Annotated in this window: 22 protein-coding genes; 13 read left to right on the top strand and 9 right to left on the bottom strand. The window is 68.3% G+C overall.

Annotated elements, in window-relative coordinates:
* The first annotated feature begins 46 nt into the window (after positions 1–46).
* The 3 genes from PGN16_RS11575 to PGN16_RS11565 are packed head-to-tail and all read left to right on the top strand — an operon-like array spanning position 47 to position 5,042.
* Complete coding sequence (locus PGN16_RS11575; RefSeq protein ID WP_335309566.1) at positions 47–1,561, top strand: NAD(P)/FAD-dependent oxidoreductase; 1,515 nt, start codon at positions 47–49, stop codon at positions 1,559–1,561.
* A gap of 31 nt (positions 1,562–1,592) precedes the next feature.
* Positions 1,593–3,329: a hypothetical protein gene (locus PGN16_RS11570; RefSeq protein ID WP_335309565.1), complete on the top strand. Its 1,737-nt coding sequence runs from the start codon at positions 1,593–1,595 to the stop codon at positions 3,327–3,329.
* A gap of 9 nt (positions 3,330–3,338) precedes the next feature.
* Positions 3,339–5,042 (top strand): hypothetical protein, encoded by a 1,704-nt coding sequence (locus tag PGN16_RS11565; RefSeq protein ID WP_335309564.1) that lies wholly within the window; start codon positions 3,339–3,341, stop codon positions 5,040–5,042.
* Between the two features lie 36 nt (positions 5,043–5,078).
* Here the strand turns inward: PGN16_RS11565 and PGN16_RS11560 are convergent, their stop codons facing one another.
* Genes PGN16_RS11560 through PGN16_RS11545 form a run of 4 tightly spaced genes read right to left on the bottom strand, consistent with a single transcriptional unit; the run spans position 5,079 to position 7,649 of the window.
* Positions 5,079–6,209: a GNAT family N-acetyltransferase gene (locus PGN16_RS11560; protein WP_335309563.1), complete on the bottom strand. Its 1,131-nt coding sequence runs from the start codon at positions 6,207–6,209 to the stop codon at positions 5,079–5,081.
* 31 nt (positions 6,210–6,240) lie between these two features.
* On the bottom strand, positions 6,241–6,711 hold the full coding sequence (locus tag PGN16_RS11555; RefSeq protein WP_335309562.1) for a RidA family protein: 471 nt from the start codon (positions 6,709–6,711) through the stop codon (positions 6,241–6,243).
* A gap of 33 nt (positions 6,712–6,744) precedes the next feature.
* Complete coding sequence (locus PGN16_RS11550) at positions 6,745–7,374, bottom strand: HAD family hydrolase (protein WP_335309561.1); 630 nt, start codon at positions 7,372–7,374, stop codon at positions 6,745–6,747.
* The gene (locus PGN16_RS11545) at positions 7,371–7,649 is read right to left on the bottom strand and encodes a DUF3572 domain-containing protein (RefSeq protein ID WP_335309560.1); all 279 of its coding nucleotides are present in this window, start codon (positions 7,647–7,649) and stop codon (positions 7,371–7,373) included. Before PGN16_RS11545 ends, PGN16_RS11550 begins: the two co-directional genes overlap by 4 nt.
* Before the next feature lie 34 nt (positions 7,650–7,683).
* Between PGN16_RS11545 and PGN16_RS11540 the strand changes: the two genes are divergently transcribed.
* Entirely contained in the window at positions 7,684–8,046 is a 363-nt protein-coding gene (locus tag PGN16_RS11540; RefSeq protein WP_159753698.1) for a response regulator, read from the top strand.
* 292 nt (positions 8,047–8,338) lie between these two features.
* Here the strand turns inward: PGN16_RS11540 and rpmG are convergent, their stop codons facing one another.
* Positions 8,339–8,506: a 50S ribosomal protein L33 gene (rpmG, locus tag PGN16_RS11535; RefSeq protein WP_007407030.1), complete on the bottom strand. Its 168-nt coding sequence runs from the start codon at positions 8,504–8,506 to the stop codon at positions 8,339–8,341.
* A gap of 162 nt (positions 8,507–8,668) precedes the next feature.
* On the opposite strand from rpmG, the gene PGN16_RS11530 reads away from it, so the two are divergent.
* The 4 genes from PGN16_RS11530 (at position 8,669) to PGN16_RS11515 (ending at position 11,970) form a co-directional block, all read left to right on the top strand.
* Positions 8,669–8,944, top strand: a complete 276-nt coding sequence (locus tag PGN16_RS11530; protein WP_335309559.1) for a hypothetical protein — start codon at positions 8,669–8,671, stop codon at positions 8,942–8,944.
* A 75-nt stretch (positions 8,945–9,019) separates the two neighbouring features.
* On the top strand, positions 9,020–9,517 hold the full coding sequence (locus tag PGN16_RS11525) for a Dps family protein (protein ID WP_335309558.1): 498 nt from the start codon (positions 9,020–9,022) through the stop codon (positions 9,515–9,517).
* 31 nt (positions 9,518–9,548) lie between these two features.
* Entirely contained in the window at positions 9,549–9,731 is a 183-nt protein-coding gene (locus PGN16_RS11520) for a DUF1328 family protein (RefSeq protein WP_159753689.1), read from the top strand.
* Positions 9,732–9,852: 121 nt separating this feature from the next.
* A complete protein-coding gene (locus tag PGN16_RS11515; RefSeq protein ID WP_335309557.1) occupies positions 9,853–11,970 on the top strand; it encodes a M3 family metallopeptidase in 2,118 nt (705 codons plus the stop codon).
* A 123-nt stretch (positions 11,971–12,093) separates the two neighbouring features.
* Here PGN16_RS11515 and PGN16_RS11510 read toward each other — a convergent pair whose 3' ends face one another.
* Entirely contained in the window at positions 12,094–12,372 is a 279-nt protein-coding gene (locus PGN16_RS11510) for a GNAT family N-acetyltransferase (protein WP_335309556.1), read from the bottom strand.
* A complete protein-coding gene (locus PGN16_RS11505) occupies positions 12,369–12,572 on the bottom strand; it encodes a hypothetical protein (protein WP_335309555.1) in 204 nt (67 codons plus the stop codon). The genes PGN16_RS11510 and PGN16_RS11505 overlap by 4 nt, the downstream gene beginning before the upstream one ends.
* 74 nt (positions 12,573–12,646) lie before the next feature.
* Between PGN16_RS11505 and recQ the strand changes: the two genes are divergently transcribed.
* From recQ to PGN16_RS11490, 3 genes are read left to right on the top strand one after another with little or no spacing between them, the layout of a single operon-like run.
* On the top strand, positions 12,647–14,416 hold the full coding sequence (recQ, locus tag PGN16_RS11500) for a DNA helicase RecQ (RefSeq protein ID WP_335309554.1): 1,770 nt from the start codon (positions 12,647–12,649) through the stop codon (positions 14,414–14,416).
* A 44-nt stretch (positions 14,417–14,460) separates the two neighbouring features.
* Complete coding sequence (locus PGN16_RS11495) at positions 14,461–14,889, top strand: TIGR01244 family sulfur transferase (RefSeq protein ID WP_335309553.1); 429 nt, start codon at positions 14,461–14,463, stop codon at positions 14,887–14,889.
* 5 nt (positions 14,890–14,894) lie between these two features.
* Complete coding sequence (locus PGN16_RS11490; protein ID WP_335309552.1) at positions 14,895–15,281, top strand: hypothetical protein; 387 nt, start codon at positions 14,895–14,897, stop codon at positions 15,279–15,281.
* 97 nt (positions 15,282–15,378) lie between these two features.
* On the opposite strand, the gene PGN16_RS11485 is transcribed toward PGN16_RS11490, so the two are convergent.
* Together PGN16_RS11485 and PGN16_RS11480 are read right to left on the bottom strand one after the other, a co-directional pair.
* Entirely contained in the window at positions 15,379–16,266 is an 888-nt protein-coding gene (locus PGN16_RS11485; protein ID WP_335309551.1) for an LOG family protein, read from the bottom strand.
* 38 nt (positions 16,267–16,304) lie between these two features.
* Positions 16,305–16,937, bottom strand: a complete 633-nt coding sequence (locus tag PGN16_RS11480) for an extensin family protein (protein ID WP_335309550.1) — start codon at positions 16,935–16,937, stop codon at positions 16,305–16,307.
* Between the two features lie 213 nt (positions 16,938–17,150).
* Here PGN16_RS11480 and PGN16_RS11475 point away from each other — a divergent pair, with 213 nt between their 5' ends.
* Both PGN16_RS11475 and serA read left to right on the top strand, forming a co-directional pair.
* Positions 17,151–18,302, top strand: coding sequence for a phosphoserine transaminase (locus PGN16_RS11475; protein ID WP_335309549.1), 1,152 nt, complete (start codon positions 17,151–17,153; stop codon positions 18,300–18,302).
* Between the two features lie 156 nt (positions 18,303–18,458).
* Entirely contained in the window at positions 18,459–20,036 is a 1,578-nt protein-coding gene (gene serA, locus PGN16_RS11470) for a phosphoglycerate dehydrogenase (RefSeq protein ID WP_335309548.1), read from the top strand.
* The last annotated feature ends 82 nt before the right edge of the window (positions 20,037–20,118 follow it).

The following is a 20,118-nucleotide window of genomic DNA, read 5'->3' as shown; positions in this document are numbered from 1 at the left end:
AGTTTCCTTCATTGCGTCCTCATCCACTAAAAGCGGAACGGGCGGGATGGCGAAGTCAGGCACTACGGTCGACGTAGCGATCATCGGCGCAGGCCCTGCGGGGCTGACCGCGGGCTATCTGCTGACCAAGGCGGGTTACTCGGTCGCGATCCTCGAAAAGGACGACGTGTACGTCGGCGGGATCAGCCGGACCGTCGAACATCAGGGTTTCCGCTTCGACATCGGCGGGCACCGCTTCTTCTCGCGCTCGAAGGAGGTCGTCGACCTTTGGAACGAGCTGCTGCCCGACGATTTCATCGAACGCCCGCGGATGAGCCGCATCTATTACGAGGGCAAGTTCTACAGCTATCCGCTGCGCGCGTTCGAGGCGCTCGGCAACCTCGGCGTGGTGCGCTCGGCCTTGTGCATGGCGAGCTTCGCCAAGGCGAAACTGTTCCCGAAGCGTGACGTGAAGAGCTTCGAGGACTGGACCGTCAACGCCTTCGGGCGGAAGCTCTATTCGATCTTCTTCAAGACCTATACCGAGAAGGTGTGGGGGATGCCGTGCGACCGGATGAGCGCGGACTGGGCGGCGCAGCGGATCAAGGGGCTGTCGCTGTGGGGCGCGGTGGTCGACGGAATGAAGCGCTCGCTCGGGCTCAACCGCCGGCCGAACGACGGCGTCGGGCAGGCCAAGACATTGCTGGAGAATTTCCGCTATCCGCGGCTCGGCCCGGGGATGATGTGGGACGCGGCGCGCGACCGGATCGTCGAGCGCGGCGGGCAGGTGCTGATGGGCCATGCGCTCCACCAATTGCGGTTGAGCGAGGCGACCGGGCGCTGGACGGTCACCGCCAACGGTGCCGACGGTCTGGTCGCGCTCAACGCCGCGCATGTCATCTCCTCGGCGCCGATGCGCGAGCTGGCGAGCCGCATCCATCCGCTGCCCGCGTCGCTGCCCGAGGCGTCAAACCTGAAATATCGCGACTTCCTGACGGTCGCGCTGATGATCCGTTCGCCCGAGCTGTTCCCGGACAATTGGATCTACATCCACGATCCCAAGGTGAAGGTCGGCCGCATCCAGAACTTCCGGTCGTGGTCGCCCGAGATGGTGCCCGATCCCGCGATCGCCTGCGTCGGGCTCGAATATTTCTGCTTCGAGGGCGACGGGCTGTGGACGTCGAGCGACCAGCAGCTGATCGCGCTCGCCACCGCCGAGATGGCGACGCTCGGGCTGTGCGATCCGGCGCAGGTGACTGGCGGCGTGGTGGTGCGGCAGGAGAAGGCCTATCCCGTCTATGACGAGGATTATGCGCAGAACGTCGACATGCTCCGCCGCGAGATCGAGGGCCGCTATGCGACGCTGCATTGCGTCGGGCGCAACGGGATGCACCGCTACAACAATCAGGATCATGCGATGATGACCGCGATGCTGACGGTCCGCAACATCCAGGCCGGTGCGCGCGTCTACGACGTCTGGGCGGTGAACGAGGACGCCGAATATCACGAGAGCGGCAACGAGGGTGAAGCGGCGGCACTCGCCAGCCTGCGGCAGGTGCCGACCGCGCTGAAGGCCGCATAAGCTGTCGCCCGACCGTCGTCATGTCGCCGTCGTGCTCGGCGGCTGGGCGCTGGCGTCGCTGGTGCTGCTGGTCGCCGGGTGGAGCGCGATCATGGTGCGCGCGCTGCCGGACGCCGACGATTCGATGCGGCTGCTCGAAGTACGCGACTGGCTGGCGGGGCAAAGCTGGTTCGATGTTGCGCAGCATCGCCTGAACGGCGGCGATTTCCCGATGCACTGGTCGCGGCTCGTCGACCTGCCGCTGGCCGCGGTGATCGTGGCATTGCGCCCGGTGCTTGGCGGGGCGCTTGCCGAACAGGTCGCGGTCGTCGTGGTGCCGTTGCTGACGTTGCTCGCCGCGCTGGCGCTGGTCGCGTCGATCGCGCGCCGGTTGGGCGGCGACACGCTGGTGATCCCGGCGATGCTGATGGCGGGGCTCACGATCCCGCTCACCTTCCAGCTATCGCCGCTGCGGATCGATCATCACGGCTGGCAGACCGTGTTCGCGCTTGCCGCCGCGCGCATGGTGATTGCGCAGCCGGATGCGCGGAGCGGGCTGCTGACCGGCGCGGCGCTGGCGACCTTGCTGACGATCTCGTTGGAGGGGCTGCCGATCGCTGCGGCGATCTGCGGGGTGGCGGCGCTCGCCTGGGTCGTCCAGCCGCAGCGCAGCCCGATGCTGCGCACGTTGATGCTGACGTTGGTCGGCGGCGCGACGGTTCTTCAGGTGGCGACGCGCGGGCCGGGGTTCTGGCTACCGGCGTGCGACGCGCTCGCGCCGGCATGGCTTGCGGTGCTGGGGGTCGCGACGGTCGGCGTCGTGATCGCGGTGGCAGTGGGGCGTTTCGGGGTGGTCGCGCGTCTGGCTGCGCTGGGCGTCGCGGCGGCGGCCGCAGCTGCCACGTTGCTGATGCTGGCGCCGGTCTGCCTGGCCGGGCCGTTCGCGACCTTGCCGCCGCTGGTCTATCAGGTCTGGTATCTGGGGGTGCTCGAAGGTCGTCCGGTCTGGGAGCAGGAGCCGGTATGGGCGGCGGCGACGCTGGCCTTGCCGCTGGCCGGACTGATCGGCGCCGGGCTCGGGTGGCGAAGCGCGGCGGGTGAAGCGCGCCAGCGCTGGGCGATGTTCGGGTTGCTGCTGCTCGCCGCAACGCTGATCGCGGTCGCGGTCAGCCGCGCCGGTGCCACCGCCAATGCGCTCGCCGCGCCCGCCGCGGCGGTGTGGCTCGCGAGGCTGCTGGCGCGGGCGCGGAACCTGACAAGGCCGGTGCCGCGCGTCCTGGCGACGGTGGCGGTGCTGGCGCTGGCGGCCCCCGGCACGCTCGCTGCGACCGCGCTCCATGCCTTTCCGCGCGGCGCAGCGCCGAAGACGCAGATCAGCCATCGGCCCTCCTGCGCCAGCACCCGCGACATGCGCGTGCTCGGAGCGCTGCCGCCGGGGATCGTGTTCGCGCCGATCGACCTCACCCCGGCGTTGTTGCTCGACACCCCCCATCGGGCCATCGCGGGGGGCTATCATCGCAGCGCCGCGGCGATGGCGCGCGTCATTACCGGCTTCCTCGCCCCGCCGGCACAGGCGCAGGCGGCGATCCTTGCAACCCACGCCGATTATCTCGCGGTCTGTCCGGGGATGCAGGAGATGATCGCCTATCGCGACCGCGCGCCGGACGGGATGTGGGCGCGGCTCGAACGCGGGGAGCGCTTCGACTGGCTGCGTCCGGTGCCAGTGCGCGGCCCCGCGCTGGTCTGGCGCGTCATCCGCCCCTTGCGGGAAGGCGGGTCGGCCCGCTAACGCGCGCCGATGCACGACGACCGGCTTCACTGGTGGCAGACGCGATGGTTCGTGATCGCGGCGGTGCTGGCGGCGGCGATCCCGCTGCTGTGGCCCGACATTCCGCCGATCGTCGACCTGCCCGGGCATATGGGGCGCTACCGCGTCCAGCTCGATCGCGGCGCGCATCCGTGGCTGGCCGACTGGTATTCCTTCAAATGGGCGCTGATCGGCAATCTCGGCGTCGACCTGCTGATCGAGCCGCTCGCGCCGCTGGTCGGGCTGGAGACGGCGGTCAAGCTGATCGTCATCGCGATCCCGATGCTGACGGTCGCCGGGCTGCTGTGGATCGCGCGCGAGGTGCATGGGCGCATCCCCGCAACCGCGCTGTTCGCGCTGCCGCTCGCTTATGGCTATCCGGTCCAGTTCGGGTTCGTGAACTTCGCGCTGTCGATGGGGCTGGCGCTGTGCCTGTTCGCGCTGTGGCTGCGGCTGGCGCGGCTCGGGCGGATCTGGTTGCGGGTCGCCTTGTTCGTGCCGCTGTCGTGCATCCTGTGGGTGGTGCACACCTTCGGCTGGGGCGTGCTGGGCGTGCTGGCCTTTTCCAGCGAGCTGATCCGCCAGCATGACCGGCGCAAGGACGCGGGCAGCGGGCATTGGCTCGAAAGCCTGATCCGCGCCGGGCTCGGCTGCGCGCCGCTCGCGCTGCCGATGCTGCTGATGATCGCGTGGCGATCGGGCGCGGACGTCACCGGGCAGACCGCCGACTTCTTCTACTGGCGCACCAAGATCGCGTGGATCGTGATGGCGCTGCGCGACCGCTGGCTGTGGTTCGACGTCGGCAGCATGGCGGTGATCTACCTCGTGCTGTTCAAGGCGCTACGCGACCCTCGGATCGGCTATTCGCGCCACCTGGGGCTGTCGGCGTTGTTCATGCTGGCGGTCTATATCGTGCTGCCGCGGATCGTGTTCGGCTCGGCCTATGCCGATATGCGCATGGCGCCGTACATGATCGCGGTGGCGGTGATCGCGATCCGGCCGAAGCCGGGCACGACCTTCCGCCATGCCGCGGTGCTGGCGGCGCTGGGGTTTGCCTTCTTCGTCGTGCGACTGGCGGGGACGACGATCAGCTATCTCGAATTCGATCGCGATTACGACGAGGAGCTGGCGGCGCTGCCGCATGTGCCGGTCGGCGCGCGGTTGATCAGCTTCGTCGGGCACAATTGCCACAATGCGTGGCGGATGTCGCGGCTGGAGCATCTGCCCGCGCTCGCGCTGGTGCGGCGGCTGGCCTATACCGACGACCAATGGTCGATGGCCGGTGCGCAGTTGCTGACGTCGCGCTACACCGCCGCCGGCCCCTATGCGCACGACCCGACGCAGATCGTGACCTCGGTGAAATGCCCGGCGGAATGGTGGCGGCCGGCCAATTACGCGCTGGCCCGTTTCCCGCGTGAGGCGTTCGATTATGTGTGGCTGATCCGCCCGCCGGTCTACAATCCGCGCTTCACGATCGGACTGATCCCGATCTGGCGTTCGCCGACCAGCAATTCGGTGCTGTTCCGCATCGACCATGACGCAGTGGTGCCCGAAGCGAGCGACGAGGAACTGGGCGTGCCGCGCTGGCTGATCGAGCGGATCAAGCGGCGGCGCGAGCGGCTGGAGGCGCTGCGCGAACGGCGCGAGCGCGAGGAAGAGCGGCTGGAACGGTTGCGGGTCGAGCAGGCGCGGTAAGACCGTCATTGCGAGCTAGGCTCGCGATGACGGAAGCTACCCCCGCTTGAACGGGGTCAGCTCACCCAGAAACGCCTGCTCGCCCTCGACCGCAACGCGCTCCTGTTCGAGGAAGTCGGCGACCGCGCGGCGGAAGTTCGGGTCGGGGATATAATGCGCCGACCAGGTCGACACCGGCGCATAGCCGCGCGCCAGCTTGTGCTCGCCCTGCGCCCCCGCCTCGACCCGCGCCAGCCCGCGCGCGATCGCGGCGTCGATCGCCTGATAATAGCACAGCTCGAAATGGAGGAACGGCACCTCCTCGGTCGCGCCCCAGTAGCGGCCATAGAGTGCGTCCGCGCCGATCAGGTTGAGCGCGCCTGCGATCGGCACCCCGTCGCGCTCGGCGAGGATCAGCAGCACGCGCTCGCCCAATGCTTCGCCCAGCAGCGGGAAGAAGCTGCGCGTCAGATACGGCCGCCCCCATTTGCGGCTGCCGGTGTCCTGATAGAAGCGCCAGAAGGCGTCCCATTCACGTTCGCCGATCGCCGTGCCGGTCAGGTGGCGGATCGTCAGCCCCGCGACCGCGGCGGCGCGCTCCTTGCGGATCGCTTTGCGCTTGCGGCTGGCGAGCGCGGCGAGGAAGTCGTCGAACGTGGCATAGCCGTCATTCTGCCAGTGAAATTGCGTCCCCTCGCGCACCAGCCACCCCGCCGCGGCGAACAGCGGCACTTGCTCGGCGGTGACGAAGGTCGCGTGCGCCGAGGACAGGTCGTGCTGCGCCACCACCGCCTCGATCGCGCCGATCAGCGCCGGCGCGGCGTCCGGGTCGCGCAGCAGCAGCCGCGGGCCGGGGACGGGGGTGAAGGGCGCGGCGATCTGTAATTTGGGGTAATAGCGGCCACCGGCACGCTCCCACGCATCGGCCCAGCCATGGTCGAAGACATATTCGCCCTGGCTGTGCCCCTTGGCATAGGCGGGCGCGATCGCGATCGGCGCGCCATCCGCGCCATCGACGACGATCGGCACCGGTTGCCAGCCGCTACGTCCGCCGACGCTGCCGGACTCCTCCAGCGCGCTTAGAAAGGCGTGGCCCACGAAGGGGTTGGCGGTGCCGGCGCACGCATCCCATTGCTCGGCGGGGATGGCGGAAACGCCGGGCACCAGGCGCGCGGTAAGCGAGGTCATCGCGCGCGAGATAGGACCGCGTAGGCCGCGATCAAAGGGCGGAGGCGATTTCCACGATCGCGTCCACCTCGACCGCCGCGCCGAGCGGCAGCACCGCGACGCCCACCGCCGAGCGGGCGTGCTTGCCGGCATCGCCGAATAGCTTGACCATCAGTTCCGACGCGCCGTTCGCGACCTTCGGCTGGTCGGTGAAGTCGGCGGTCGAGTTCACGAACACGCCCAGCTTCACGACCCGCGTCACGCGACTGAGGTTGCCGCAATGCGCCTTGATCTGTGCGACGAGCATCAGCGCGCACCGCTGTGCGGCGTCCTGCCCATCTTCCAACGACACGTCGTCGCCGAGCCGGCCGGTCACCACCGCGCCATCCTTGAACGGCAACTGGCCCGAGATGTGGAGCAGCCCGCCCGCCTCGACGACGGGGACATAAGCGGCGACGGGGGCGGCCGCCTGCGGCAGCGTGAGGCCCAGCTCTTCGAGAGCGCGATCGATGCGGTCGGTCATGCGGCGATGCTTGCCGCCTGCGCCCCGCCGCGGTCAAGCCTCCGCCGGCACCCCTTCGTCGAAGCGCGCCGCGATCCACTCCTGCGCGATCGCCCAGTCGTCGATCCGCGCATGGGCGTGCGGGGAGGGCGGCACGCCGGGGGCGAGCTGCGGCTCGGACACCATGTGCAGCCGCCACACGCCCGGTGCGTGTGCTGCGACCGATTCGTGATGGTGCGGCAGGTCGTCGACGAACACCGTGACCGGGTGGCCATATTCCGCGACCAGCCGCGCGACCGGCGCGCCCTTGCCACCCTGATTGCATTCGACCCGGTGCGCGATCCCGTGCCCGGCGAGCTGGTCGATGCGATGCGTGCGGCAATGATCCTCGAGATTGGTGAGGATCACGATATCGGCGCGCTCGGCGAGCATCGCCAACGCTTCGGCGGCGCCGGGGACCAGCGTCTGGCGGTGCATCTCGTCGGGGAAGAAGCCGCCGAGATAGCCGAACATCTCCTCGCGCGTCATCGGCGTGTCGCTGCCGCGCCGCTTCATGCTCTTGGCAAGTTCCCAGGTGCCGATCGTGAAGTCGACCTCGTGCACCGTCCCCAGCCAGTCGGCGAAATGCCGCACCATGTGCAGCAGCACTTCATCGCAGTCGGAGATCAGCAGCGGCCGCGTCATCGTGACTGCTCCAGCACCCGCCGTGCCGCGACCAGCGCTTCCGGGCTGTGTCCGGTCGAGTCGGCGCAGGCGATCAGATCGGGCTCATGCGCCTCGAGGAACGTGAGCGTTGCCGCAAGCGTCGATGGATCCGTAAGACATTCCCGCAGGTTGTCGGGTGTAAGCCCCGTCGTGTCGAGAAAGCGGCCGGCGCGTAACGGATCGTTAAGGATAAAGGTCAAGGCATCGAGCGCACGTGTCACGGCATTTTCATCATTTGTGTCGTTACGCACCATTATCTATCGTCGCCCTGTTGGGAGTGTTCGTCGCGTGGCAAAAAGGGTGCTCGTTGTCGAGGACAACGAACTCAATCTGAAGCTCTTCAGCGACCTGCTCCGGGCGCACGGCTTCGTTGTCGAGCCGGTGCGTGACGGACGCGAGGCGGTGGAGCGCGCGCGTGCCTTCGCGCCCGATCTGGTCGTCATGGACATCCAGATGCCGCATGTGACCGGTTATGAGCTGCTGTTGCAGCTGAAGGCCGATGCGGCGTTGCGCCACATTCCGGTGATGGCGGTCACCGCCTATGCCGGACGCGAGGACGAGGAGCGGCTGCGCGCCGCCGGGGCTGACGCCTATGTGTCGAAGCCGATCACGCTGGCGCGGTTCATGGCCGCCGTGACCGAACTGACCTGAAGTTGATCGTTCGTTTGATAGATCGGTAGCCGCCGCGGTTCGTCGCCCCGGACTTGATCCGGGGCCCCGCTTTGTTTGCCAGCCGAAGTAAAAGCGGGATCCCGGATCAAGTCCGGGATGACGGTAAAAGGGGGGCTCGGTGACTGTGGGTCGGCCCTGACGCGCCACGCGGAAAAGCCGCCGGCGCAGGGCGCGGGCGGCTTTCGGGAAGCAAGCAAAAGACGAATCGCGTGCGGCTCTGGATCCCGGCCTTCGCCGGGATAACCCAACGACCGCTACGCGACTCGTCGGGTTACTTGATCTTGGCTTCCTTGAACTCGACGTGCTTGCGCACGACGGGATCGTACTTGTTGAAGCTGAGCTTCTCGGTCTTGGTGCGCGGGTTCTTCTTGGTGACGTAGAAGAAGCCGGTGTCGGCCGAGCTGACGAGCTTGATCTTGACGGTGGTCGGCTTTGCCATGACCAGTTCCTAGCGAATGAAAACGAAAAATGCGGCGAAGGCTCCTCCGCCGCGTCAGGCTGGGGCGCTTGGCCCATGTGGCGCGCAGAGTCAAGCATCGGCGCGGTTAAGCCCTCGGTAACGCGCGACCCGCTACAAGGGGCGCAAGAGGAGATAGCCGTCATGAGCAACGACGATATCATCACCGCCCGCGCCGAACTGACCCGCCGAATCGCCGCGATCGAATGGCGGGCCGGCCCGACGCGGCTGGCGCCCGACATCGAGCGCATCCACGAACTGGCGCGCCACCATCATCTGCCCGCCGCGGTCGACGTCGCGAATCAGCTTCGGCTCGCGCTGGCGCGCGGCGAGCGCGGCGTTCCGGTGCATCGCCTGCTGCAATTGCTTGGCCAGGCGGTCGCCACCGATCGCGCGGAGGCGCCACGCCGCGCCGCCTGAGCGCGGCGGATGGCCGGGAGCCAAACCCACCGCTGATCGTTTCGCCTCCGACACCTGATCCGTACGGAGCGAAACGTGACCGACACCAATCCTGCTCTCGAAACGCCGACCGATCTGGCGCGCAACGATACGCGCACCGTCGCCGACGCGCTGAACGCAGCGCTGGCGGACAGCTATGCGCTGTACCTGAAGACCAAGAACTTCCACTGGCACGTCAGCGGGCCGCACTTCCGCGACTATCACCTGCTGCTCGACGACCAAGCCGCGCAGATCCTGGGCGTGACCGACGCGATCGCCGAGCGCGTCCGCAAGACCGGCAACACCACCTTGCGTTCGATCGGCGACATCTCGCGCCGCCAGTCGATCAAGGACAATGACCGCGATTTCGTGCCCGCCGACGAGATGCTGGCCGAGCTGCGCGACGACAATCTCACCCTGGTCGAGCGCTTTCGCGAGGTGAAGCAGGCCTCCGAGGACGCCGGCGACAATGCCACCAGCGGGATCGTCGACGAATGGACCGATCAGGCCGAGGAGCGCGCCTGGTTCCTGTTCGAGGCCAGCCGCAAGGGCTGATGCCCGTCCACCATCGCCACGGAGACTCGCCATGCTGAAACTCGCCGTCATCTTCCTCATCGCCGGGCTCGTGCTCGGTGCCCTCGGCTTCGGCGGGATCGGCGGCGCGTTCGTCGGCATCGCCAAGATCCTGTTCTTCATCGCGCTCGCGCTGTTCCTGATCTTCCTCGTGCTGGGGGTGGTCGCGGGGAAGAAGGTGAAGGATTCGGTCTGATATCCCGGGAAACAGGGCAGCCATCTTGCCCCAACCTGCGCGCGGGTGCATCACCGCGCGCAGGTACCGTTCCCGAGGAGTTCCGATGCGTTTGCCTTTCGCCGCCGTCCTTTTGACCGCGATGACGACCTCTGCCGCCGTGCCGATCGCCGCCGCGCAAACCGCCGCGCCGCTGCCGGCCAGCAACCCCTTCGCCAAGCCGAGCACGCTGCCGTTCGAGGCGCCGCCGTTCGACCGCATCAAGGACGCCGACTATCAGCCGGCGCTCGAGGCCGGGATGGCCGAGCAGCTCGCCGAGGTGAACAACATCGTCCGCGTCCGCTCGATGCCGACCTTCGACAACACAATCGCCGCGCTGGAGCGGTCGGGCCGGCTGCTGGAGCGTGCTGCGCTCGCCTTCTACGGCGTCAACGGCGCGAACACCAACGACGTGCTCCAGAAGACGCAGGAAGTGCTCGCGCCCAAGTTCGCGGCGCATCAGGATGCGATCCAGCTCAACCCGCAGCTCTTCGCGCGCGTCCGCACGCTGTACGACGCGCGCCAGACGCTGAAGCTGACGCCTGAGCAGTTGCAGGTGCTGACGCTGACCTATGAGAATATGGTCCGCGCCGGCGCGAAGCTGTCGCCCGCCGACAAGACGAAGCTGAGCGCGCTCAACGCGCAGCTCTCGACGCTGGAGACGGCGTTCCAGCAGAAGCTGCTCGCCGCCGCCAAGGCGGGCGCGCTGGTCGTCGACGATCGTGCCAAGCTGGCCGGGCTGTCGGAGGCGGAGATCGCCGCCGCCGCCGACGCCGCCAAGGAGCGCGGATTGACGGGCAAGTACGTCCTGAAGCTCCAGAACACCACCGAGCAGCCGGCGCTCGCCGCGCTGACCGATCGGTCCACGCGCGAGGCGTTGTTCAACGCGAGCTGGACGCGCGCTGAAAAGGGTGACGCCAACGACACGCGCGCGACGATCAGCCAGATCGCCGAGCTGCGCGCGCAAAAGGCCAAGCTGCTCGGCTTTGCGACCTGGGCCGATTACGTCCTGTCCGACCAGATGGCGAAGAACCCGACCACCGCGCTCGGCTTCATGCAGCAGCTCGGCAAGCCGGTCGGCGCCGAGCAGCGCCGCGAGGCCGCCGAATTGCAGCAGCAGATCAAGGCCGAGGGCGGCAATTTCCAGCTCAAGCCATGGGACTGGGATCTCTATTCGGAAAAGCTGCGCAAGGCGAAGTACGACCTCAACCAGGACGAGTTGAAGCCGTATTTCGAGATCAACAAGGTGCTGACCGACGGCGTCTTCTACGCCGCCAACCAGTTGTACGGCATCACCTTCAAGCGCCGCACCGACATTCCCGTCTATCAGCCGGACGTGATGGTCTATGAGGTGTCGGAGGAGAACGGCACGCCGATCGGGCTGATGTACTTCGATTACTGGAAGCGCGACAACAAGAACGGTGGCGCGTGGATGTCGAACTTCGTCAACCAGTCGAAGCTGCTCGGCACCAAGCCGGTGATCTACAACGTCGGCAATTTCACCAAGCCGGCGGCGGGCCAGCCCGCGCTGATCACCTTCGACGACGTGACGACGATGTTCCACGAATTCGGCCATGCGCTGCATGGGCTGTTCGCGAACCAGACCTATCCGTCGGTGTCGGGCACCAACACCGCGCGCGACTTCGTCGAATTCCCGTCGCAATTCAACGAGCATTGGGCGCTCGACCCCAAGGTGCTGCCGCATTACGCGGTCAACCGTGAGGGGCAGGTGATCCCGCCCGCGCTGGTCGCCAAGATCAAGCGCGCCGCGACCTTCAACACCGGCAATAGCTTCGGTCAGGCGCTGGCGGCGGCCGAACTCGACATGAGCTGGCATTCGCTTCCCGCGAGCGCCGGGCGGCAGGACGTCGATGTGTTCGAGCCGAAGGCGCTCGCCGCGACCGGGCTCGACACCGACGACGTGCCACCCCGCTACCGGTCGAGCTATTTCCTCCACATCTGGGGGAACGGCTATTCGGCGGGCTATTACGCCTATCAATGGACCAAGATGCTCGACGCCAACGCTTATGCGTGGTTCGAGAATCACGGCGGGCTGACGCGCGCCAACGGCCAGCGCTTCCGCGACATGATCCTGTCGAAGGGCCACACCGAGGATTACGCGCCGATGTTCCGCGCCTTCAACGGCAAGGACCCGGAAGTCGGGCCGCTGCTCCACGATCTGGGGCTGAACGCCGACGGGAGCCGCGTCGCGGCGGAGTGACCCGCGACTCTCTGTACCCCGGCGAAGGCCGGGGCCCAGTTACGGAACGATCCTAACGGCGCGCCGTGCTCCGTTACTTCGGCCTTCCCAACTGGGCCCCGGCCTTCGCCGGGGTACAGAAGCCTACGCCAGCAGGTCGCGCGTCTCGGGGTGCTTCTCGATATACGCCCGCACGAAGCGGCATTGCGGCACCACCTTCAACCCGCGGTCGCGCACGATGTCGAGCGCGCCGCGGATCAGCTTCGTGCCGACGCCGCGTCCTTCGATCTCGGGCGGCACGACCGTGTGCGTGAACACGATCGTGTCGCCCTCCAGCTGATAGGCCGCGACCGCGCGGTGGCCGTCCACCTCCAGCGCGAACTCCTGCTCGGAGCGGTGATCCTTGACGCGCTCCACGCTCATCGTGCCGCCGCCGGCGCTTCGGGCGGGGCGTCGACACCCTTGGCGGCGGGAGCGATCGGGCGCGGCGTGTCGGCCTGACCGGTAGCATCCAGGGACTGACGTTCGCACGCCGACAGGGCCGACGCGGCGGCGAAGGTGAACAGGGCGAGATTGGGGCGCACGCGCATCGCGGTCTTTCGGCAGGTCGATGGTCCGCGCATTACGCATCAGCGCCGCCCGCCGTTCCCGCCACGGTTGCGGAAGCGGCCCCGCGCGCCTAGGTGCGCCGGTGCACATGGCGCGCGATCCGCTTCCCGACCTCCACCGCATCTTCGGCTTTCCTGCGTTCCGCGGCGTGCAGGAGCAGGTGGTGACGCGCGTGCTCGCCGGCGAGCGGACGCTGGCGGTGATGCCGACCGGGGCGGGCAAGTCCTTGTGCTACCAGCTTTCCGCCGCGATGCTCGACGGCACCTGCGTCGTCGTCAGCCCGCTGATCGCGCTGATGCACGACCAGCTGCGCGCGGCGACCGCAGTGGGCCTGCGCGCCGCGACGCTGACCAGCGTCGACGAGAACAAGGCCGAGACGCGCGGGCGCTATCTCGATGGCGAACTGGACCTGCTGTACGTCGCGCCCGAGCGCGCTTCGACCGCCGACTTCCGCGACCTGCTGACGCGCGGCCGCCCGGCGCTGTTCGCGATCGACGAGGCGCATTGCGTCAGCGAATGGGGCCACGACTTCCGCCCCGATTACCGGCTGCTGCGCCCGTTGCTCGACACGTTTGCGGACGTGCCGCGGCTCGCGCTGACCGCCACCGCCGACGCGCATACCCGCGCCGACATCCTCGAACAGCTCGGCATCCCGCACGAGGGGATGGTCGTCGCCGGGTTCGACCGGCCGAACATCCGCTATGCGATCCGCCCGAAGGACAACAGCACGCGGCAGATCGCCGACGTGGTGCGCGACACGCCGGGCCCCGGCATCGTCTATGTCCAGACGCGCGCCGCGACCGAGAAGCTGGCGGCGCAGCTCACGCAGATCACCGGTCGTCCGGTGCGCGCCTATCACGCCGGGCTCGACCCGGCGGTGCGCGCGAAGAACCAGGCCGATTTCGTCGCGTCCGAGGACATGGTGATGTGCGCGACGGTCGCGTTCGGGATGGGGATCGACAAGCCCGACGTCCGCTTCGTCGCGCACGCCGGGCTGCCGAAGTCGATCGAGGCCTATTATCAGGAGACCGGCCGCGCCGGTCGCGACGGCGACCCGGCGGTCGCGCATCTGTTCTGGGGCGCGGAGGATTTCGCGCGCGCGCGGCAACGGATCGGCGAGGTCGAGGAGCATCGACAGCCCGGCGAGCGGCAACGGCTGGCGGCGCTCGGCGCGTTGGTCGAGACCGCCGGGTGCCGCCGCGCGATCCTGCTGCGCCATTTCGGCGAGCATCCGCCCGAAACCTGCGGCAATTGCGACAATTGCCTGTCGCCCCCGGCGGCGATCGATGCGACCGAGACCGCGCGCAAATATCTGTCGGCGGTGTTCCGCACCGGGCAGATGTTCGGCGCGACCTATATCGAGGAAGTGCTGACCGGAAAGTCGAGTGAGCGCAGCCTGATGAACGGGCATGAGGCGCTATCGGTGTGGAACATCGTCGACGGTGGCGAGGTGGCGATGCTGAAGCCGGTCGGGCGCGCGCTCCTGCTCAAGGACGCGCTGCGCACCAATCCGCATGGCGGGCTGGAGTTCGGCCCGGCGGCGCGCGCGCTGCTGAAGGGCGAGGCGACGCTGTCGCTGGTCGAGCCGCCCAAGCGCGAACGGCGGCGGCGCGGGGCCGGGGCGGCGGACAACCCGGTCGACGATCCGCTGTTCGAGGCGCTGCGCGCCACCCGCCGCGAGCTGGCGAAGGAGGCGGGGGTGCCGCCCTATGTGATCTTCCATGACTCGGCGCTGCGCGAGATGGCCGCGTTGCGCCCGACATCGCTCGCCGCGCTCGGGCGGATCGCGGGGGTCGGGCAGCGCAAGCTCGACGCCTACGGACAGGCCTTTCTCGATACGGTACGCGCGCATGGGTGATCTTTCCGGCTGACGACCGGCGCCTGTTTCGCTAGGGAAGCGCGATGCTTCGCCCTCTCGATCCGACGATCGCGGTCGCCCCGCAGATCACCCCCGACGATGTCCCCGCGATCGCCGCCGCCGGCTATGTCGCGATCGTCAACAATCGCCCCGATGGCGAGGAGCCTGGGCAGCCCGAAGGCGACGCGATCCGCGCTGCTGCCGAGGCGGCGGGGCTTGCCTATACCGCCATTCCCATCACCCATGCCGGTTTCTCGCGCCCGCAGGTCGATGCGATGGCGGCGGCGCTGGCGGCGGCGAACGGGCCGGTGCTGGCGTACTGCCGCTCGGGCACGCGGTCGTGCAACCTGTGGGCGCTCGCACGCGCCGCGCAGGGTGACGATGCGGAGGTGTTGACCGGTAAGGCCGCGCAGGCCGGATACGACCTGCGTGGGTTGCGCCCGGCGATGGACGCGGTCGCGCATTCGGGCTGAGGCCGGTGCGGCTGGGGGCGCTGCTCGGTTTCGGTCGGGCGGAACGGTTGATCCACACGGTCGATGAAGCGATCGAAGCGGTGGCGGAGGCGCTGCCCGGTTTCGCGGCGTTCGACGCCGCGATCGGCGACGACGGCCGCGCGGCGTTGACGATCGACGCGACCGGCCGGTTGGCGCTGGTCGTGGCGCGCGGTGCGCGGGTGCGCGCGCGCGAAGTCGATTGGCCGATGCTGCGGTTGATCGACGGCGGCGTGTTGATCGAGACGCGCGACCGCCGGCTGGGCGCGGTCGTGCTCAACCGTTTGACCGCGATCGACATCCGCCGGCTGGGCATGCCGCCGCTCCCGCAGCGCGAAGCCGCCGAGATCGTGCCCGAGCCGGCGGCGGCGTAGCGGTACGTCCGTCATCCCGGATGTGATCCGGGATCCCGCTTTTCCCGTCGCCAGGAAGAAGCGGGTCCCCGGATCACGTCCGGGGCGACGGAAAAAGCTACTTCCCTGCCGCCTCGCGTGCGGCCTGCCGGTCGCGGTAGAATTGCTGCACCACCGCCCAGCCTTCCGCCGCGCTCTCGACATAGCGGAAGATGCCGAGGTCGCGCTCCGACACCACGCCTTCCTCGACCAGCGCCTCGAAATTGACGACGCGCTCCCAGAATTCGCGCCCGAACAGCAGCACCGGGATCGGCTCGACCTTGCCGGTCTGGATCAGCGTCAGCAGCTCGAACAATTCATCGAACGTCCCGAACCCGCCCGGGAACGCCGCCAGCGCGCGCGCGTGGAGCAGGAAGTGCATCTTGCGCAGCGCGAAATAGTGGAATTGCGTCGACAGCGCCGGGGTGACGTACGGATTGGGCGCCTGTTCATGCGGCAGGACGATGTTCAGCCCGATCGACTCGGCATGGACGTCGGCCGCGCCGCGGTTGGCCGCCTCCATGATCGACGGGCCGCCGCCCGAACAGACCACGAAGTGCCGTTTGCCCGCCTCGTCGCGCGGGAAGTTCGAGCAGAGCTGCGCCAGCTCGCGCGCCATGTCGTAATATTTGCTCTTGTCGACCAGCTTCTGCGCGATCCGGCGGCTCTTCTCGTCGGTGGCGAGATCGAGCAGCGCCTGCGCCTTGGCGGGTTCGGGGATGCGCGCCGAGCCGTAGAAGACGAAGGTCGAGCCGATATGCGCTTCCTCGAAGATCAGCTGCGTCTTGAGCAGTTCGAGCTGGAAGCGGACCGGACGGAGATCCTCGCGCAGCAGGAAGTCCATGTCCTGAAAGGCGAGGCGGTAGGCCGGGCTCTCGGTCTGCGGGGTGGAGACGTTGGTCTTGGCGACCTCGGCATCCTGCTTGGCACGCGGGAAGACGCGGCTCGGTACTCGGGTATCACTCATTTCCCGTGGGATAGGACGGCAATGTTACGCCTGCAAGCTCAGCGGCAGAAGCGCGTGTTATCGTCCTCCAGATGCAGGTGGTCGCGGTGCACCGCATTGTAATCGGGCGACAGCACCGTCCCGAACCGTCGGCACGCCGAGGTGTGGACGACCCGCAGGAACTGCCGCACCTGCGGATCGCTGGAATTCCAGTCGCGCAGGATCGAGATGCGCCGCCCGTCCTTCAGCTCGAACGCGCCGATGTCGATCGCATTGGCGATCGCATGGCCCGAGCGGCGCGCCGGCCCGCTGGTCCCGACGGTGTTGCGGCAGGCATAGCTGCCCATGCTGACGACGCGCGACAGTTCCGATCCGAGGATCTGATAGGCCGCGGGCGCGACGCCGTTGCGCGCCCACGCGGCATAAGCGCGCGCCGCGCCGCAGCGCACCGCCCCGAGATTGGCGGTCGGCACGCCGATGTCGAGCAGCTTGACCGTCCCGGTCAGCCCGCACCCGCCGCCGAAATCCTTGTCGGGCAGCGGCTGGAAATCGACCCCGAGCGCGCGCAGGTCGGCGAAGCATTGCCGGGTTTCGCGCGCCGAAGGCAGCTCGACCCGCGCGCGCTGCGTTGGCGCGGCAGGGCGCTCGGTCCGTCCGCAGCCGGCGAGCGCGAGCGCCACCGCGATCGTCATGCCGGACCGGTTCCGGCATCTACTTTTCCGCGCACCTCGCATCTTTTTGGTGTGCGGCACGGTGGCCCCCGGCACAAGGCCGGGGTGACGGGTGGAGTCGAGGTCGCGACGATCCGGTCAATCCATGTTGCCAGATCGCGGGCGCGCCGCTAGGGCCGTCGACGGGCCACGCGGTCCCAACGCCGCGCGTGCTCTCTGTAAGGAGAGACAGACATGACTGATTCGATTGCCGCCGACGCCACCCTTGCGCCGACGAAGCCCGCCACGAAGCCGGCGCGTCCGCATTTCTCGTCCGGCCCGTGCGCCAAGCCCCCCGGCTATGATCCCGCCAAGCTCGCGACCGACGTCCTCGGACGGTCGCACCGCTCGAAGCTCGGCAAGCAGCGGCTGCAATATTGCATCGACCTGATGCGCGAGCTTCTGAACCTGCCCGACACGCACCGCATCGGCATCGTCCCCGGTTCCGACACCGGTGCGTTCGAGATGGCGATGTGGACGATGCTCGGCGCGCGCCCGGTCACCGCGCTGGCATGGGAAAGCTTCGGAGAGGGCTGGGTGACCGACGCGGTCAAGCAGCTGAAGATCGACCCGACGGTGATCCGAGCCGATTACGGCCAGCTCCCCGACCTGCGGCAGATCGACTGGTCGAACGACGTGCTGTTCACCTGGAACGGCACCACCAGCGGCGTGCGCGTGCCGAACGGCGACTGGATCCCCGAAGATCGTGCGGGTCTGAGCTTCGCCGACGCGACCAGCGGCGTGTTCGCCTATGACCTGCCGTGGGACAAGATCGACGTCGCGACGTTCAGCTGGCAGAAGGTGCTGGGCGGCGAGGGCGCGCATGGCGTGCTGATCCTCGGGCCGCGCGCGGTCGAGCGGCTGGAGACGTACACGCCGGCCTGGCCGCTGCCGAAGGTGTTCCGCCTCGTCTCCAAGGGCAAGCTCGTCGAGGGCGTGTTCAAGGGCGAGACGATCAACACGCCGTCGATGCTGGCGGTCGAGGATGCGATCTGGGCGCTCGAATGGGCCAAGGGGCTGGGGAAGGGCGGGCTGATCGCGCGCTCCGACGCCAATGCCGCCGCGCTCGACCGGATCGTCGCCGAGCGCGACTGGCTCGGGCATCTCGCCGAAGACGAGGCGTCGCGGTCGAAGACCAGCGTGTGCCTGACGGTGGAGGGTGCCGACGCCGACTTCATCAAGAAGTTCGCCGCGCTGCTCGAAAAGGAAGACGCCGCCTATGACGTCGCGGGCTATCGCGACGCGCCGGCCGGGCTGCGCATCTGGTGCGGTGCGACCGTCGACACCGGCGATATCGAGGCGCTCGGCCCGTGGCTCGACTGGGCCTACGCGACCGCCAAGGCGTGACCAATCTTAGCCCTCTCCCCGCTGGGGAGAGGGTTGGGTGAGGGGCTGACGTCTCACCGAGACCGACTTCTCTGCGAGGCTCCTGCCCCTCACCCCAGCCCTCTCCCCGCGGGGGAGAGGGAGCTATGTCCCCCATTTTCCTACCGGAGCACCCACATGCCCAAGGTACTGATTTCCGACAAGATGGACCCGCGCGCTGCCGAGATTTTCCGCGAGCGCGGGGTCGAGGTCGATGTGATCACCGGCAAGACCCCAGACGAGCTGAAGGCGATTATCGGCGAATATGACGGGCTGGCGATCCGCAGCTCGACCAAGGTCACCAAGGACATCCTCGATCACGCCACCAACCTGAAGGTCGTTGGCCGCGCCGGGATCGGCGTCGACAACGTCGACATCCCCGCCGCCTCCGCCAAGGGCGTGGTCGTGATGAACACGCCGTTCGGCAATTCGATCACCACCGCCGAACACGCCATCGCGCTGATGTTCGCGCTCGCGCGCCAGCTGCCTGAGGCCGACGCCTCGACGCAGGCGGGCAAGTGGGAGAAGAACCGCTTCATGGGCGTCGAGGTCACCGGCAAGACGCTGGGGCTGATCGGTGCGGGCAACATCGGCTCGATCGTCGCCGACCGCGCGCTCGGGCTGAAAATGAAGGTCGTCGCCTTCGATCCGTTCCTCACCGAGGAGCGCGCGGTCGAGCTGGGCGTGACCAAGGTGACGCTCGACGAGCTGCTGGCGCGCGCCGACTTCATCACGCTCCACACGCCGCTCACCGACCAGACCCGCAACATCCTGTCGGCCGAGAACCTCGCCAAGACCAAGAAGGGCGTGCGGATCGTCAATTGCGCGCGGGGCGGGTTGATCGACGAGGCCGCGCTCAAGGAAGGGCTCGATTCGGGGCATATCGCGGGCGCGGCGCTCGACGTGTTCGTCACCGAGCCGGCCAAGGAGAGCCCGCTGTTCGGCACCCCGAACTTCGTCTCGACCCCGCACCTCGGCGCGTCGACCACCGAGGCGCAGGTCAATGTCGCGATCCAGGTCGCCGAGCAGATGGCCGATTATCTCGTGTCGGGCGGCGTCACCAACGCGCTCAACGTCCCCAGCCTCTCGGCCGAGGAAGCGCCGAAGCTGCGCCCGTATATGGGGCTGGCCGAGAAGCTCGGCTCGCTGGTCGGGCAGCTCGCGACCGGCGCGATCGACCGCGTGTCGATCCACCGCGAGGGCGCGGCGGCGGACCTCAATCCGAAGCCGCTGACCAGCGCGGTGCTGACCGGCTTCCTGCGCCAGCAGACCGACACGGTGAACATGGTCAATGCGCCGGTGCTGGCGCGCGACCGCGGCATGGAGGTGCGTGAGATCCGCACCGAGCGCGAGGGCGATTACCACACGCTGCTGCGCGTCGCGGTACGCACCGCCGACGGCGAGCGCTCGGTGGCGGGGACGCTGTTCGGCGACAGCGCGCCGCGGCTGGTTGAGCTGTTCGGGATCAAGGTCGAGGCTGACCTGACCGGCGCGATGCTGTACGTCGTCAACGAGGACGCGCCGGGCTTCATCGGCCGGATCGGGACGCTGCTGGGTGAGGCCGGGGTCAACATCGGCACCTTCCACCTCGGCCGTCGCGAGGCGGGCGGCGAGGCGGTGCTGCTGCTGTCGGTCGACCAGCCGGTCGACGCGGAGTTGCTGGCGCAGGTCAAGGCGCTGCCGGGCGTGAAGACCGCGATGGGGTTGTCGTTCTGATTACTTGAGGGGTTGGGGGCGGTCTCGGTGAGACACCGCCCCTCTCCCAACCCTCTCCCCGGAGGGGAGAGGGCTTTTTAGG

The sequence above is a fragment of the Sphingomonas phyllosphaerae genome (assembly GCF_036946485.1).
Classification (GTDB): domain Bacteria; phylum Pseudomonadota; class Alphaproteobacteria; order Sphingomonadales; family Sphingomonadaceae; genus Sphingomonas; species Sphingomonas phyllosphaerae_E.
The sequence above is the reverse complement of the archived record's forward strand: the minus strand, read 5'-3'. Positions and strand labels throughout refer to the sequence as shown.